The organism is Hornefia porci, assembly GCF_001940235.1.
GTDB classification, from domain to species: domain Bacteria; phylum Bacillota; class Clostridia; order Peptostreptococcales; family Anaerovoracaceae; genus Aminicella; species Aminicella porci.
Genome location: NZ_MJIE01000001.1, coordinates 1,613,228 through 1,630,612 on the forward strand (window position 1 = coordinate 1,613,228; position 17,385 = coordinate 1,630,612).

Below are 17,385 nucleotides of genomic sequence, written 5' to 3' on the forward strand. Positions count from 1 at the left end.
ATACTTCCAGGCTCGTATGCCGAAAAGGCTCATACCGCCTGATCCGCCGCAATCAGAGCCTGCATGGCATCCACCGCTTCCTGCGGCATCGGCTCGAAAACATCTGCCAGTCTGGCGTAATAATTCGTCTGCGCCATTTCTTCCGTATAGATGGTCGCTGCCATCGCCGCCTTGATATCCTTTCCACAGCAAAACATTCCGTGATTTTTAATCAAAACGGCTCTGCCCTTTTCGCCAAGCGCTTTCACAACTCTATCGGCAACCTCGTCACTTCCCGGCATGGTAAACGGGACAATTCCTACCGGTACGAACTCCGCCTGAGGCGGCGTAATCGCCTTCAACTCTCCGAATTTCTCCATTGCGGCGATTGTCGCAAACATTCCGTGAGTATGTACCGTCGCCGTAACATCTTTCCTCGCCCGCATGCAGGCAAGATGCATTGGAACCTCAGAAGACGGTTTATATTTTCCATCCATCCACTTCCCTGTTTTCAGATCGACGATAGCAATCTGCTCGAGATTCATCGTCTTATAAGGGATTCCGCTGGGCGTAATCGCAACAACCGGTTCCTCCGGATCTCTTACCGCAATGTTTCCCGAGGTTCCGTGAATCAATCCCAAATCAACGGCATCCAGAATTGCGTCCAGTACCTGCTGTCTGATATTTTCATATTTCATTTCCAATCCTCCTGTCTAAAACCGCCGCTTAGCTTAAAGTTGTACTTTCCGATGGAATAATCTTATCTCATCATTCCGTAAAATCACAAATTATCTTTTTCCTCTTCAAAGCGGAAAGGAAATCTGATATAATCCGCTTGAGGAGATTCGCTAAACAATGAGGTCGATGCGGTTTCTTCACGGAAAAAGATTCGCGGAACAAAGGTTGAGACCCGCGCATCCGCAAACTCAATCATTAAACATAGACAGAACCTTGTCGTGTCCACAAGTTCCCTGTCCCGACTAAAGGAGGTCCCGCATTTGAAATCTCTAGATCTGTCGCTGCGCCAAAAGCGTATTCTACACATTATGCAACACAACGATACATACATTACAAGCGCCGCACTGGCCGCTAAACTGAACGTTTCTTCCCGGACGATCCGCAATGATGTTGTGAAAATAAACGAGGAGCTGGCACCTTATAACGCCCGTATTCTTTCTCTGAAAAGTCGAGGATACGGCTTTGAATCAGAGGATCCTAAACTTATTGAATCCCTGAATCAGATTGAAACTGCATTCTTCTCCAAGGAGAACCGCGCCCGTTACCTCGCCTTCAAACTGTGTTTTGCCGAAGAACCTCAGAACCTCTACGACCTGGAAGATGAAATGTATATCAGCCATACGACCCTGGATCACGCTCTGCGGGATATTGCCTCCCAGTTTTCCGATCACACGCCGTATATCAGGCTGATTCGGCAGAAGGAGACAGTGCGGTTTGAAGATGATGAAATGAAAAAGAGGCTGGTTCTGGTCGAAATGCTGCGGAAGTCCTGGAACTACCATGCACGCAGAAACGCTTATTATGACGATAATTTTATCGAGCCTAAAGTCCTGGACTTCATCATCGACCTGGTTTCCTCTAACTTAAACAAATATAATATCCTGCTGGAGGATCCCTCTATCGTCTTTCTGAATCTCATGATTGCCGTCATGTATTACCGGATCCGCGATGGTCATATCCTCCCCTATGAACCCCCGATCCCGAAGGCCGACACCTCCGTCTATTACGCCTGTCAGGATATTCTGAACACGCTTACCGATCATCTTCACTGCTATATTCATCCTGAAGAACTCGACAGGCTTTACCTGTTCATCACCGCGAACCGACTGCTGGACCAGACAACGCTCACCAGGGAGACCGCCAAGGATTATTTCGGTCCCAACACACGCCTCATTGCCGAGCACTTCCTCACAATGATACAAAATTACTTCCGCCTGGATTTTTCAGATGATGACGATTTCTATATTACTCTGCTGCAGTACATCCGCACTTTGCAGCGCCGTTCAGATATTTATAACGAACAGTACACCTCCGACTTCGTCAAAAACGATCTTCGAATTGAGCTCATCATCGCTCACTTATTCCAGCCCCTGGCACTTCAATATCTGGGAAAAACACTGACAGAAACACAGTTGATTTATCTGGCCTATTGTCTTTGCGGAACTCTGGAAAATTTTGTGCACAATCACCCCGGGGATAAATTGAACACAGTTATCTGCTGCCAGATGAACATGCCCTTTCTCTTCGCCATGAAACGCAGGCTGGAATCTGATTTCGGAAACTATCTGAATATCACAGCTCTGCTCCCGGTAAACATTAAAAACTCTTTTGATTTTACAGACACAGATTTGATCCTGACGACTGTACAGAAACCGATTACGCGCAATCCCGCCACAGATACCCTCTATATGTCGATTAATATGACGGAGGACGATCTGGCCCGACTGGAGCACCTGATTCTGCAGCGTACTATACGAAAAATCTACACGGCCAGTCCCTCACCTCATGACCTGTTTATCAATGCCTTCCGACATGAGAAAACCGGGCATGGTGATCCGTACAGCATTTTTCGGGACATGGCTGCCGACTTCATCAATGCGGGTTTCGTCACGTCTGATTTCCTCAACGATATTATACGGCACGAAGAAAATTCCACCTACGCAATCTGTCCCGGTGTAGCCTATATCTACTCTCTTATTCCCGCCGAAAAATCCGCCATGTCAATCCTCACGCTGGATCACAGAATCACATGGAACACTCATAAGATCCGCGTCTTCATTATGACCTGTTTCACGCTGGAGGACATGCCGATCACGTTCCGACTGGCAAACTTATTCTATGATGAGGCATACGACCTTCCAAAAATCAAAATGGAAGAAAACCCGGATGTGCTCACCCGCTATTATCTGAGTTTCATTGATGAACCTCTGACCCCTTAAAGAACATTTTCGTTCACGCACCATGGATACGAAGCGGCAAACGTTGATACAGCAACCCGACTCGTCACCTGCCGAACGATGACATTTACCTGCCGGGCAGTGTGCCTACCTGCCGGACTTTTTTTCGTATTCCAGTACAGTCACTGTATTGTGAAGCTTCTTCAGGCTTTCATCAAGACAACTGTACATCTCAGCGTAATACGGATACAGTTTATCATAAACAGAAACCCATTCATCCACCGGCTGAATAATCTCCTTTACACGAATGATTCTTCTGGACGCCTCTGTGAGGGACTCAAAAACTCCGACCTTGCGTCCGACAATCAAGCAATCTCCGACCGGCACATCACCGGAACTCTCATCCAGCACATACACAGGCATCTTCAGCATTGACGCCTTAATCATAGACCACGTCCGACTTTTTGCTCCCCCTCCGCATATTCTCAAAATCCCCGCTTTACCTCCGTTATGACGAATCGTACTCATCACGTGCCGCAGAGCATAAGCCGTACCTTCGAACACAGCGCGTATCAACTCGGCTCGCGTCATATCCATGCCCATTCCGATAAACATTCCACGTGCATAATTATTCCAGAGCGGAGCCCGCTCTCCAAGCAGATATGGATAGAAATAGAGCCCTCGACAGCCTGCAGGTGCCTCCAGCGCCCGTTCATTCAAGTAGTCATAGATATTTCTGCTATTCTTCACGGCATAATCCCGCTCTTCTGCTGCCAGCTTTTCAATAAACCATTTCAAAGACGCTCCGGATGCCTGGATTGGGGCGTCGAACACATAGGGAACCCCATCGATTGCACAAGGCCTGGTCGTCACAGGCACATCCGGCGCACTTTTTTTGTCACTGCCGACAAAGAGCAGAGATGTGGTTCCGGAAGCTTCACCCGCCTCACCCAGGCGACAAAGCCCAGTCGCATACATGGACGCCATCGCGTCGCTGCACCCGCAAATCACGGGAATTCCTTCCGAAAGTCCCGTTTCCTTCGCAGCTCGCGTCGTCACAAAGCCAATGATGTCATCCACCGGCCGCGGCGACGGTAAAATCTCATCCAGACAGATTCCCATCGCCTCTCCGATTTCCGACGACCATGTCATGCTGTTCACATCCAAACACTGAGTTCGTGCTGCCTGATCCACATCCGCAGTCAGCATTCCCGTCAGCTTATAGTTGATATATGAACTTGCCTGAAGACAACATCGAGTCTTTCCGAAAAGTTCCGGTTCATTGCGTTTATACCAGAGCAGTTTAGACGGCAGGAACGCAATAGACGGGCGGCCGCCGATTATGTCCACAAATCGCTCATATCCGATTTTCTCAATTATGTCCTCCAGTTCTCCAGTCGAACGACAGTCCTGGTATATTATGGCATTGCGCAGCGGCTTTCCGTCTGAATCCAGTGGGAGCAGCGAGACCGTGTGAGAACTGACACAGATCCCGCGGATCCTTTTCACGATATCCGTACCCGCGAGTTCTGTGATATCCCTCAGAATCTCTGCAGCATTGCCCCACCATTCATCCGCGTTCTGTTCCTGCATATCCGGGCCCGGGGACAAAGTATGGCTGGCGCGGCTCGCCTCCGCAACCGCCTTCCCATCCTCTCCGAGAAGTACTGCCTTGATATTCGTTGTCCCGCAATCCATTCCAAGTAAATAATTTTCGATTCTTGCCATAGCCGGTCCTTTCTGTCGTGCATTCCACTCCATGATTCATTCCGATATTTTCGTTTGATAACACAATATCAAAAAAACTTTACTGCCGCAAAAAAAGTTTTTCCGCTTCCTTCAGGCAATTTAAAATAATGCCGTTTATAAGTGGCAATTTCCCGTTTGAAATTCCGGCACAAACCCCGTAAACTGATGCCATATCAAACGAACAGAAAGGAGAAATGAAATATGAAAATGAAAGCGGCTCTGATGTACGGGCCAAATGATATTCGGGTTGAAGAAACGGAAAAGCCGACCTGCCCCAGAGACGGCATGATTCTGAAAATCATGTCTGTAGGTCTTTGTGGCTCTGATATACGGAACCTCACTACCGATTCCCGAAAGGGAGATTATCCGTTTATATACGGTCACGAGATCGTCGGTTATGTCGATGAGACGGGACCTGAGACAACAAAATACAAGCTGGGACAGAGACTTTTTCTCTTTCCGGGAACTTACTGCATGGAATGCGATGCCTGCATCAGCGGTCACAGTGAGAACTGCGAGAATGAGCATGTCGCGAAACTGGCTGGAACCGGCGGATTCGCACAGTACATCGCGGTCAGCGGAGAGAAAATTCAGAAAGGCGGAATTTACGAAATCCCTGAAGACGTCTCCTTCGATGCCGCCAGCCTGGGCGAACCGCTGACCTCTGTATTCGCCTGCCTGGAAAATGTCCGCGTCGGCTATCCTGACACCCTGGTAATCATCGGCGCAGGCCCTATCGGAGACTTCATGGCACAGCTTGCCAAAATCCGCGGCGCACGAAAAATCATCATGATCGATATCAACCAGACCCGCCTCGACATGTCTGAACAGTTCGGCGTGGATGTCACAATCAACAGTGCGGAAACCGATCCGATCCAAGAGGTGTTGAAGCTGACTGAGGGGAAAGGCGCAGACAAAGTCATTTCCGCCACTCCTGTAAACGCGACGCAGGCACAGGCAATCCACATGGTTCGCAAAGGAGGGCTTGTCGTCTTCTTCGGCGGTGTTCCAAAAGGCTCTTTGACCGAACTGGACACCAATCTGATCCACTACAATAACATCTGGATTAAAGGACACTTCGGTGCCTCCTACAGCCAGTCCAAACGAGCGTTTCAGCTGGCCGTTTCACCGTCATTCCCGACAGAGAAATTTATCACTCATGTCCTTCCTCTGGATGAGATAAACAAAGGCATTCAACTGACAAAAAGCGGCGAAGCGATTAAAGTCGTTCTCCATCCGTGGGAATAAACCTGCTCCCACGGTGCAGGTGCAGGCCGATGGAAGCCTGCGCGGATATACGCACCATGTGCGCTCCCACGACACTGCATCGAATTTCACAAACGCGCGGGTGAACTGTCCCTATTACCTCAGTTTTCCCTAGTGTTGATCGGATTGCATACCAAAGCAGAGGGTTCGTTCCGCGAACCCTCTGCTTTGAAATTCAATGCATTCCCTCTGTTTTTTACAGGGAGAATGCAATATACTATACGTCACAATTTACATTTACAAGTCATTTCTACACAAATCTTCCATCGATTCACGTCTCACAGCAACATAACTTCTGCCGTCACAAAGCATCACAATGGGAGGCCTAGGAATTCTATTATAATTAGATGCCATGGAATAGTTATATGCACCAGTCGTACACACTGCAACAAGATCGCCACGTGTTACACTTTGCGGCAACATGACATTTTCTTGTATAATATCACCGCTCTCGCAGCACCTACCAACTATCGAACATTTAAAATCACAGTCTTCCTGCATTTTGTTCGCCAATAAACATGTATAGCTGGATTTATATAAGGCATAGCGGGGGTTATCAGGCATCCCGCCATCAATGGAAACATAATTTTTGTAGCCAGGAATTGTCTTGACAGTACCTACAGTATATAAAGTCATACCCGCCGCGCCTACGATGCTTCTTCCAGGTTCCATATGAATCTCAGGCATCTCAATACCCAGAGAATTACACGAATCAGTAATGGCCGCTGCAACTTCACTGACCTTTTTGTCGACATCCATAAACGGATCCGAATCTACATAACGTACACCATATCCTCCTCCCAGGTCAAGTTGTTGCGTTATATAACCATATTTACGTTTCATTTCAGCCGAAAATTTAAGCATAATGACTGCTGCACGTTCGAAAACATCTTCTGCAAACACCTGCGATCCAACGTGACAATGAAATCCTGCCAGCTCAATATGCGATTGATTCAGCGTATATCTCGTAATTTCATCCGCTTGCCCCGTTTCAATAGCACTTCCAAATTTCGAGTCAACCTTTCCTGTCGAGACTGCCTCGTAGGTGTGTGGATCAATGCCCGGAGTCAATCGGAGAAGAAGTTTTTGCTTAATTCCGCGCTGTTCAGCTTCACGTTCAATTGCCTTAATTTCCTCAATATTGTCTGCAACGAAATACCCTATATTGTTATCCATTGCATAGCTAATATCTTTATCAGTTTTATTATTACTATGAAAATACGCCTTTTTCAGATCATATCCTGCTTGAAGCGCAGTATATATCTCCCCAGAAGAAACGACATCAATCCCCATTTCTTCTTCGCTCATGATTTCAAAAATACGTTTAAAAGCATTTGCTTTGCTGGCATATAGAGGGCAGGAACCTTCTCCAAAATGTTTTTTAAATGCATTCTTGTATACACGGCAATTTGAACGTATCATTTCCTCGTCCAGAAGATATAGAGGCGTACCATACTCCTGTGCTAACACAATTGTGTCCTGACCTGCAAAATATACATGTCCATTTTCTCCAATAGATATATTTTTAGCTATCATTATACAGTCCTTTCTTTCCATTTTATTCAGCAGAAGCAGCCTCAGCCTGCTGACGTCTGATCGCATTGTTTAACCAGTCTTTACCATCTACAAAACGCGACACCATATAGCTTACAACATAATCTCCCGAGGAATTAATCATAGTCGCCGGTGGATCCACGAGATTACCAATGGCAACAAGAATCGGAAACGCCACTTCCACGTTATTGGGGAAAAATATACTGCAGATGATATATTCACCAATATATCCGCCGCCAGGAACTCCTGACATTCCAACAGAGGAGAATACCGCTACCGCAATAACCGGAATCATCATTTTCCAACTCATGTCAGTCCCCATGGCCCCCATGACAAATGCTATCTTAAGTACACACGAAAAGCAGGAGCCATCCATATGCATTGTTGCGCCAAGAGGACAAACCATTTCGGATACATCTTTAGAAATACCGGTAGCTTCTGCCTCTTGCAGGTTTGTAGGAATTGTTGCTACAGACGAGCAGGTTCCCAAGGATACGATGGCTGGTTTAGCAATGTGTTTAAACATCGTACTGATACCATGTTTTCCGCCGCCAAACCATGCGAACAGCGGAAATGCAGTAAAAATATAAATAAAACACAACGGATAATAAACAAGCATTGCACGTCCGTAAGACTGAGTAATAGCAGAGCCGTATGTCGCCATTAAATTTGCGAAGATTGCAAAGAATGCAATAGGTGCATAGTAGGTAATTATCTGAACAAATTTCAGCATTACCTGTGTTAAACCATCGAGCCACCTGGTAACCGGTCCGTCCCCCTGCTCTGCGTGGTTTGTCGCAAATCCAAACAAAAGAGAGAAAACAATCAACGGAAGCATAGCTTTTCTACTTAATAAACCAACAAAATCTTCAGCGGTAAAAAAATTTACTATCATTTGCGACATAGTTGCATGTTCGCCAATATCCTCCGATGCCATATTATGCCAAGCATGCAAGACCGGTGGAAAAAGTTTCATTAGGACAAACATAATGACTGCGGCTATCGCTCCTGTAACAAGGAAAATAGCGATTGTAGTTCCCATAATTTTCCCTGCACGTTTTCGACTATTCATACCCGCAACGGCACCGGAAATCGAGGCAAACACCAGCGGAACAACAATACAAAACATCATATTGATGAAAACAGTTCCGAAAGGGGCAATCGTTGTGCCAAATTTCGGAGATATCCATCCCACAATACAGCCTAAGATCATGGCTGCAAGCATCAAAGCTAAAAACCTATAATTATTCATCACACTCTTTTTATTCATTAGTCACTCCTCCTAATAATAAATCAAGGTTACTATCTGTCAATTCACCAATAGCAACAATATTTGTTGGGCCGGTTAAATACAGATCCTGAAATTTTTCTCCATTTTTTATTACATCGATGTAAAGCGTTCCTCCCTTCATATCGACTCGCACATGATTACCACTTACTAAACCGAGTTCAGTTAAAACAGTTACTGTTGATCCTGTTCCAGTCCCACACGCATATGTAAAATCCTCTACCCCTCGCTCATAGGTTCTCTCGTAGACGTGATCATGACCTATAATTTCATAAAAATTAACATTTGCACCCTTTGGAAAGGCAGAATGAAACCGTAGTTTTCTTCCAATCTTAATCAATTCATCTGCCGGATATGTTTTCAGATCTTTAATTGGTACAACAGCATGCGGAATTCCCGGCATCCCCAATTCCACGTACGAGCAATTAACAATTTCTCCATCAAGATTAACCGGATAATCAAGAATCACTGTACTCGGATCATTTAATCTGATTTTGTACATATCTTTTGCGAGTCGTTCACCTATAACAATTCCTGCTGTTGTTTCAATTTTTTGTATTTCTCCAGCAAGGCCATTTTCATATCCATAGCGGCTTATACAACGTGCTCCATTTCCACACATTTCTCCTAGACTGCCATCCGAATTATAGAAAATCATTCGATAGTCAGCATTTCCTTGTGGCTTATCGACGACCATTAATCCATCGGCACCCAATGAAAGGTGACGTTCACATACTAATTTAGCTAGTTCTCCAAATATCTCCTGCGACAGCGTTTCTTCAATGTTGTTGATAATGATAAAATCATTTCCAGCTCCATTCATTTTCCAAAACTGCACATTTCTCACCTCCTATTCTAAAATGCGGCCGTCATAGTTTATTGTAGCAAAAGATATGCCAAACATCGCAAATTAGTTTATTGGCCATTTTAGAACAACAACCTACAGTTTTCTCAGTCAAAAAGTCCCGATTCAGGGAATCGTTTTCCTTGAATCAGGACCAGCCAGGCAGTTAGTGTATTAATGGATATCATATTCTTTCAGTTTTCTGTAGAAAACAGTCTTAGATATTCCAAGTTGTTGCATTGTTTTTAACTTATTCCCTTCATTTTGCATTAAAGCTTGCAAAATGATTTTTTTCTCTTCCGCCGCAAGTCTGCTTTTCATAGTAAGCATTTGTGACTCATTCTCCAAATGGATATTTTCGGCATAAATAATATCCGAGTCCGAAAGTACAATTGCTTGCTCCAGAATATTTTCCAGTTCCCGAATATTTCCAGGCCAATCATAGGATGTCAATTTAGCAAAAGCTTCCCCAGATAGATTTTTCTTACGAATCCCATATTTGATTGGAATCTTTTCTATGAGATTATTAATGATAAAGTAGGTATCCACAGGACAATCACGCAATGGAGGCAGATTCACAGTAAATGTACTGAGCCTGTAATATAAATCTCTTCTAAATCTGCCCGCAGCAACTTCTGCTTTCAAGTCACGATTCGTTGCAGCTAAAATACGAACATCAACTGGAATAGCTTTCGTCGATCCCACTCTTGTAACTACTTTATTCTGAATAACATTGAGAAGTTTGGTTTGAATTTCCAACGGAATCTCTCCGATTTCATCAAGGAAAATGGTTCCTCCATTCGCTTCTTCAAAAAAACCGGCCTTTCCATGAGGATCTGCACCGGTAAAAGAACCTTTCACATAACCAAACATCTCACTTTCGAAAAGAGTCGGTACGATTGTCGAACAATCTACCTTGACAAAAACACCTTTCCGCGGCTGTACATGGCTAATTGCCTCCGCAAGAAATGATTTCCCTGTGCCGCTTTCACCTGTAATCAGAATATTACAGTCTAACTGAGACAATTTATATGCCTGTCGTCTTGACGAATCTGCCGACGATCCGATACCAAACAATGTCAAAAAAGTTCTTTCATCTTGAACCGCGTTCCGTTCCCTTCTCGTTTCCTTGTAAGATTTTTCGACGATTTTAATTGCATCATTTCGTTCCTTGATAATCATTTGGATATCTTCTATATTGCGAAATCGAACAATAACATATTGCAGCGTCCCTGAATTATAAACTGGAAGAAGCGATGCTACAAGCTCAAATCCGTTGATTCGATACTCCTGATTCTCATAACAGTCTACTTCTCCGTTCATAATCTGGCTAAGATGTGTTTCGAACAAATCTCCTTCAAAGTAATCACTGAAATGATGGCCCACCACGTTCAACTCAAAGTCAGGACTTTTTGCAATATACCGCCCTCCTCGAAGGATATCTCCTGCCCCCTCTTTTCGAGCGGTGTATCCGTTCTCTTCCCAGAACTTCACCTGTCCTGTCTTACCATCTAAAATGATGAGTTGAGCTACACAGAGAAAGTAATTAATAATATATTGAGAGTCTTTAATATTAACCAAAATTGTCCGATCTTTTATTGTAGCCATAACAGGAATGCCGTCAACTTCGGTTTCTACTTTTAGATACTCCAACTCATTCCCCGGGTAAAATTTATAAACAGGCGAACATTCCGGATTATCATATCGGGCAACGGCAACACACGCATCTCCTGCATGTATTTTTTTATCGTGAATTCCCAGTACATTTAAATCTTCCGGCCTGAGGTTTCCATCGTCTGCACCAATTGCTGTATCCGCAAGTATAACAATATCGTCTTTTTCCAACTTGCCGGCAGCATGGGAATATTGACTATGATTGAAAAGCCCGAATCTGGTCTTTGCCTGCTCATTAATATGATCAATTATTCCATTTTGATTTAATATAAATATTGCGTGGGTTGATGAATCCATTACGCTTTGAAGTAAATCCATATTAATTGCCTCATTTCTAAAAATACATCTAATCCCAATATTATTTTAATATGTTACCCCCTTTTCTGACAAGATCTATTTGAATTTATTCAATATTAAGACTATCTTCCGAATTACTGCTGCCACCCACTTTCTCTATTATTTCTGTTTCAACAAACACCCCCATATTCAAAATATGCGAAAACGTCGTACGGAAAATGCTCGCTGGAACGCTGGCAATTGAGATCTGAGCACCATTATCCGGGCCGATCCCGCCGGTCATGCGGGGCGGTGACCCGAGGGTATTGTCCGGCAGACTACAGCATGTTCTCGGGCTTACTCGTTCTCCCCGTCCATCCCATCTGCCTTGCCCAGTCGCGCATCTCTTTTGCGGCATAACGATCTGCGCCATGAATCGTTTCCAGGAAATCAAGATATCCCCCGTATCCACCGACATCATCCATAACATTTAACCCATCTGCATATACACAGAGAGGTTTTCCCAGATACTGAATCTCATTAAGCGTGTTCTGCAAGTCTTCCGAAGCTTTTTCACTGCTGCTGTCATAAAAAACCGCGTCCTCATCAATTGACAGTATGTGTTCCAGAATCTCATGTCCATCTGCCGCAGTATAATCAAAGTCATCATTTTCCCAGACGGCATGATAGCCTTCCTCGCATGTGATCTTTACTTCCCAGCCATCACCATAGTCGTAGTAATATGTAAGCCCGTCCGCAACCGGAACAATATCCGGATTCCAATCGTTGATATATTCACAACATTCATCCTGCATCTCTTCTATCGCCCACTTATATTCCATCTTGACGTCAAAGGGATCCTTCCCCAGCTCTTTTTTTATTCTATCCGGATCGGAATGTGAAAGGCGATCGATTTCCTGATAATTGCGCCTAAGAACTCGTAGACGTTCTGCTGCTGACGCATAATGATCAAGCTCTCCTGCGCTAAATTCCTCTTCTACCATTTCGTTGAACTGATCAATCAAGAGAGCAATGTCCTCTGCCGCATGCTGAAGATTTTCCCGCTTTCCTCCTTTTCCTTTGACGTACAACAGTTCTCCGAGCTCAAGCCGTTCTGTGAGATGCTCCACATCAATTCCGATATCGCTGAGAGCTTTGAGTTCTTCAAGTGACAGTTCTGCATATCCCCTGCCGCCGAATATTTTCCCGGCTTTTTTGTCGCCATCCACCCAGCGTTCAAACTCTTCTGTCTTTCTGAGGTTATCCAGATAGCAATCTCCCACGCTGAATGTGCCTTCTTCATCTGTATACTTTCGTTTCAGCCAGGTTTTAACACTTATACTTTTGTCATAATCATCGTCCCAGTAAGCGTCACTGAAGTCATCGCCCTCCGGAAAGCGAAAGAGCACGCCGCAAAGTTCCGCCCATGTTTTTACACTGTTCTGTGTGAGTCCCTTGAAAATGCATTCCGGCAGTTCAAAGTGATGCAGATGGCTGTTCTGCCAGCCGAAGAGTTTTTGAATCATATAGTGCGCAGCATGCAGACTCATCCTCCCCGGAACAAGAACCTCTCTGATGATTCCGTTCTTCGCTTTCCCATATTTGCGAATCGTTTCCATGCTTTCAGATGTCTCGAAATGATTTACTAATTCCAGTTTAAGTTTGAGCACGTCAAGGTTTAATGCCGTTTCCTGAATACCTTCAACTGAATTGTCCGGTTGTTTTCCTGTATGCTCAGCCTTTGTTCCCCCATAAGCACATCCTTTTCTGTTTCTATAACTGTCCAGATCAATAACAGTTCCCATTTCTCCTGACTCCTTTCTTTTTGCGTCTGAATTACACTTATTGACCACCTGCGATTCAAAAGCTTTTTTATTACGTTCCCGATAATTTTCACTTCGAATCGCACTGTCACTTTTCTCTTTGCCGTACATGCCTCTCTCGTAAGGCTGATATGATTGCGCATCTTTTTCCGACATATGAAGTTGCTCAGCAATCCCGGCAGTTGTCTTCCCCTGTCTGTGTAATTCACCAACAGCAATACTTGTTCTGCTGCTCCATAATCCTTCTGTGATCAAAACGCGTCTGACTTTTATCGGATAAGTGCCAAGTTTCTCCGCCGTTTTGTTTCTTTGGTCAAACGCTAACATACTTGCCATAACGTGTCAACGTTTCTTCTGTTCCCTTCTGCTGATTAAATCATTTTGCGTGGACGATACCTGTGGTAATAATGTGGGGACAAAGCTGGTTTTCAGGTATTTGGCCAAAACAAAAAGCCTGAAACGTTTCCGTTTCAAGCTTTCCGGCGGCCGCAGCGCCGTGACGGCGAAGGAGATCCGACAGCTGATCTTTTCTCGTCCTGTCCGCTGACTATTCTTCCTCCTTCAGACCTTCGTCAGAAAAATATCATCCAGGTCGCCGGTCAGGGAGTCCAGCACTTTATATTTTTTTTCATCTAATTCGGGATTGTAAAATTCGATGAGATAAACGGGTTTATAAAACCGCTCTGTCACATGATCCTCAAGCTCGGGAACCGCGTACAGATTCCGGAATTTTTTCAGGATAAACTCCCGATTATAGTCCCACGCTCGCTGCAGTGCCTCTTCCTCCGTCAGCTTATCCCGCAGAACGCAGTCCGTTTCCACATCCGTTTCCCTGCCGGACGGAAGATGAGAGAGCTTACCCGGAGATAACACGGATTCATCGAATCCCGCATAATACCCCGCATATCTGCGTGTCCTCTTCGTGACCTGTAATCCGATCCTGAACTGAAAAACCCAGCATAAGCTGTAGAGCGTATTAACGCACCTGTATTCAATTCCGGTGATTTTTCTGGATTTATTCAATCTCCGAATCAGCATGTCAGGAGTATACCGAACTCCGTTGAGTACCTGGATCTTCATGTTTCACACCCTCTGAATCAGGCTGCAGCCAATGCGCACTCAGCCGGATGCGGCCGCGGCACCGTCAGCAAATCATCGTCAGCGTCTGTTAAGCCCGATCGGGACTTAACGCGCAGACCCCGATTACTTTTGTAAACTGTTCCTGATTCATTACAATTCCCGAAACCGGCTCTTCCATATCCTCGATCCGCACCTCGATCCGGTCAACCGTTCCGGTTTCCTGCATCGCAGTTTCATTAACGTCTTCAAATCTTCTGGAATACTCCATCAGATCCTGAATTTCCTTCGGCGGCTCCTTTGTCAAAAGGCTGACGATAATATACGCCGCAATCGCAAGGACCAGCGCCGCGAAAAATGTATGAATGTTGGTCTTATCCTGAAGCAGATAATACCACAGAAACCCTGTGACGGAACCGACAATCATGGCTGCGGCAGCTCCCTGTCTGGTTCCCCTTTTCCAGTACAGCCCTCCGATAATACACGGAATAAAGGCCGGCGACAGTACGGACCATGCGATCCATGTCAGCTGGTATACGCCTACTTCAAAGATCGGAACGAAGCACATGGCTGCGCCAATCAGACCGAGTACATAGGTGGCATATCTGGAAACCTTCATTTTCTGGGCATCCGTTGCATTCGGCACAAGCTGCGAGAACAAATCATTGCCCGCAGATGATCCGATAACCAGAAGAAGTGCGCTCGCTGTCGACATGACTGCTGATGCTGCTCCGGCCAGAATGAGTCCCGCGAGACCGGCCGGTAATTTGGTAAGCGCCAGCATCGGCATTACATATTCCGCATTCCCGCCCGGAAGCATTGCCGCATCCGGATATACGACTCGTCCGACCATACCGAGGATATAGACGCCAAAGGCCAGGCAGAAACCGAAGCACGCGCCGATCATGGGAACCAGCCGTATGGACTTCTCATCTCTGATTGCGACTGTCTTTATCACAAGATGAGGCTGACCCATATATCCGATGAAGTACACCAGCGCAATCCCGGCAATCATCAGAGGCGCTCCCTTCAGATAGTAGTCTTCACCCCACAGCGTCGCCAGTCCTTCATTGATGTCAATCAGGCCGTGATTCATTCCGCTGAACCCGCCGACGCTGCTGACGCACACAGGTATCAGAATAAACATTCCGATCACCATCAGTATAGACTGCGCGAAGTCCGTATACGCCACAGAGAGATATCCTCCCGCACCGGTATATATAAGAATAACGATGCAGCCAACGATAAGGGATACAGTATAAGACCAGCCGGTGATACATGATATCAGAACGCCCATGGCCATATATTCCACCAGCAGACTGATTACCATTGCCACGATCAAAATTACGACTGACAGATAGCGTATCTTTTTACTGTAATATCTGTGGCCGAAAAAATCCGGAATTGTAAGCGACTGTGCCTTTTCCGTATACCTCCGCATCCTTCTTGCAATTACTCCGAAGTTCAGAAGCGGTCCGAACACATCGCCCGGCGCCGCCCAAAGCGCGGAAGCTCCCGCTTCCCATCCATACTGAGGCCCTGCAATATACATACCTCCGCCCAGAGAACTGGAGCCATGTGCCAAAGCGGTGATCCAGGGACCCATCTCGCGTCCGCCGACAAACCAGTCCTCCGAATTTTTGACTCTTTTCGCGGCCCACAGTCCGATTGCGAGTATCGCAATTATATATATCACAAGAATAATCGGTACAATTATGGGGATCTCAAACCCCAAAGCCTTTTCAAGACTATCGATATTCAACATTGTTACTTCTCCCGTCTCACCCTAACGGGTGTTCCTTACAGCCTCCACCATCCTTTGTAGAAGGAGATCGTAGCCGCAGCGGCGATAACGACCGTAGCAATGATCAGCACCCCCGTACTGACCGGAAAATCAAAAAACCAGGACAGCAGTTTCATAAGTCAACCTCCTTTTCACATTTTAAAAAGTATCTTCGCGGCGCTCTTATTCTTCGAACTCAGAATGCGAAATGCTTCCGCGCACTGTGTCAGATCAAACTCTCCTGAGATGAGCGGGTCAACCTCAACCTCTCCTTCGGAAATTGCTTTCACTGCCCGTATAAGGTCCTCTCGCGTATAGACATTACATCCGACAAGTGTGATCTGAGAGGCTACGAGTCTGTTGATATCAAATTCAGTGTTCTCTTCAAAAATACTGACTACATACAGTTTCCCGTTTGGCATTACATGCTCTGCCGCCAGTTTAAGGGTGTGCGGATTGCCTGCAGCCTCGATTACTTTATCGAACAGCCGGTCCTCCTTCAGGTTTTTTGTGACATCCGCCGCTCCCACAGCTTCGGCAAGTTCCAGTCTTGTATCCGAAATGTCCACAGCAGTGATGTCCTGTACGCCATAAATCGATCTGGCGGCGATAATTGTCAGAAGTCCGATCGGGCCGGCTCCGATTACCGCAATACGGTCCCCCGCTCTGAACTGTGCACGTTCACAAATATGAAGCGCAACAGCCAGCGGCTCTGTCAGCGCCATAGAGCGAAGATTCGATGCTTTGGGCACCGGTATCAGTTTGTCTTCCGGCATAACAATATATTCTGCAAAACAGCCCGGTCGCACTTCTCCGATAAAGCCCAGTTCTTCGCATGTATTGAAGCTTCCGCTCTGACAGCTTATACAGTGTCCGCATGGCACCATCGGATCTGCGGTAACATAATCTCCCGGCTGATACTCTGTCACCCCGCTTCCGATTTCTTCAACGACGCCGACAAATTCATGTCCCATCGTTTCGGGTATGTTCTGAACGAACATGCCTTTGTTATAAATGTGAAGATCAGATCCACAAATCCCCGCGTAGGCAACCTTAATGAGCACTTCTTTACCGCCGCACACCGGTTTATCGATTTCCTCCGATCTGACGTCATGTACTCCGTAAAATCTGGCACATTTCAAAAGCGCTCACCTCCT

The 17,385-nt window shown here is 45.8% G+C and carries 12 protein-coding genes; 2 read left to right on the forward strand and 10 right to left on the reverse strand.

The window, feature by feature from the left end:
* Positions 1-29: 29 nt before the first annotated feature.
* Positions 30-677: a class II aldolase/adducin family protein gene (locus tag BHK98_RS07645; protein ID WP_075713054.1), complete on the reverse strand. Its 648-nt coding sequence runs from the start codon at positions 675-677 to the stop codon at positions 30-32.
* 300 nt (positions 678-977) lie between these two features.
* Here BHK98_RS07645 and BHK98_RS07650 point away from each other — a divergent pair, with 300 nt between their 5' ends.
* Positions 978-2,936: an HTH domain-containing protein gene (locus BHK98_RS07650; RefSeq protein ID WP_075713056.1), complete on the forward strand. Its 1,959-nt coding sequence runs from the start codon at positions 978-980 to the stop codon at positions 2,934-2,936.
* Between the two features lie 105 nt (positions 2,937-3,041).
* On the opposite strand, the gene BHK98_RS07655 is transcribed toward BHK98_RS07650, so the two are convergent.
* Entirely contained in the window at positions 3,042-4,622 is a 1,581-nt protein-coding gene (locus BHK98_RS07655) for a xylulokinase (RefSeq protein WP_083628147.1), read from the reverse strand.
* 222 nt (positions 4,623-4,844) lie between these two features.
* Here BHK98_RS07655 and BHK98_RS07660 point away from each other — a divergent pair, with 222 nt between their 5' ends.
* A complete protein-coding gene (locus tag BHK98_RS07660; protein WP_202816876.1) occupies positions 4,845-5,891 on the forward strand; it encodes a zinc-binding dehydrogenase in 1,047 nt (348 codons plus the stop codon).
* Between the two features lie 255 nt (positions 5,892-6,146).
* On the opposite strand, the gene lysA is transcribed toward BHK98_RS07660, so the two are convergent.
* From lysA to BHK98_RS07700, 8 genes are all read right to left on the reverse strand, one after another.
* Positions 6,147-7,445: a diaminopimelate decarboxylase gene (gene lysA / locus BHK98_RS07665; RefSeq protein WP_075715077.1), complete on the reverse strand. Its 1,299-nt coding sequence runs from the start codon at positions 7,443-7,445 to the stop codon at positions 6,147-6,149.
* Positions 7,446-7,467: 22 nt separating this feature from the next.
* The gene (locus BHK98_RS07670; RefSeq protein WP_075713058.1) at positions 7,468-8,733 is read right to left on the reverse strand and encodes a dicarboxylate/amino acid:cation symporter; all 1,266 of its coding nucleotides are present in this window, start codon (positions 8,731-8,733) and stop codon (positions 7,468-7,470) included.
* Positions 8,726-9,589, reverse strand: coding sequence for a diaminopimelate epimerase (dapF, locus tag BHK98_RS07675; RefSeq protein WP_075713060.1), 864 nt, complete (start codon positions 9,587-9,589; stop codon positions 8,726-8,728). The genes BHK98_RS07670 and dapF overlap by 8 nt, the downstream gene beginning before the upstream one ends.
* Positions 9,590-9,769: 180 nt before the next feature.
* Complete coding sequence (locus BHK98_RS07680; RefSeq protein WP_075713062.1) at positions 9,770-11,587, reverse strand: sigma-54 interaction domain-containing protein; 1,818 nt, start codon at positions 11,585-11,587, stop codon at positions 9,770-9,772.
* Between the two features lie 296 nt (positions 11,588-11,883).
* Entirely contained in the window at positions 11,884-13,350 is a 1,467-nt protein-coding gene (locus BHK98_RS07685) for an IS1096 element passenger TnpR family protein (protein WP_158024477.1), read from the reverse strand.
* 579 nt (positions 13,351-13,929) lie between these two features.
* Complete coding sequence (locus tag BHK98_RS07690) at positions 13,930-14,448, reverse strand: hypothetical protein (RefSeq protein WP_075713066.1); 519 nt, start codon at positions 14,446-14,448, stop codon at positions 13,930-13,932.
* An 88-nt stretch (positions 14,449-14,536) separates the two neighbouring features.
* Positions 14,537-16,210, reverse strand: a complete 1,674-nt coding sequence (locus tag BHK98_RS07695; protein WP_245796856.1) for a sodium/proline symporter — start codon at positions 16,208-16,210, stop codon at positions 14,537-14,539.
* A 170-nt stretch (positions 16,211-16,380) separates the two neighbouring features.
* Entirely contained in the window at positions 16,381-17,370 is a 990-nt protein-coding gene (locus BHK98_RS07700; RefSeq protein WP_075713068.1) for a zinc-dependent alcohol dehydrogenase, read from the reverse strand.
* Positions 17,371-17,385 lie beyond the last annotated feature (15 nt).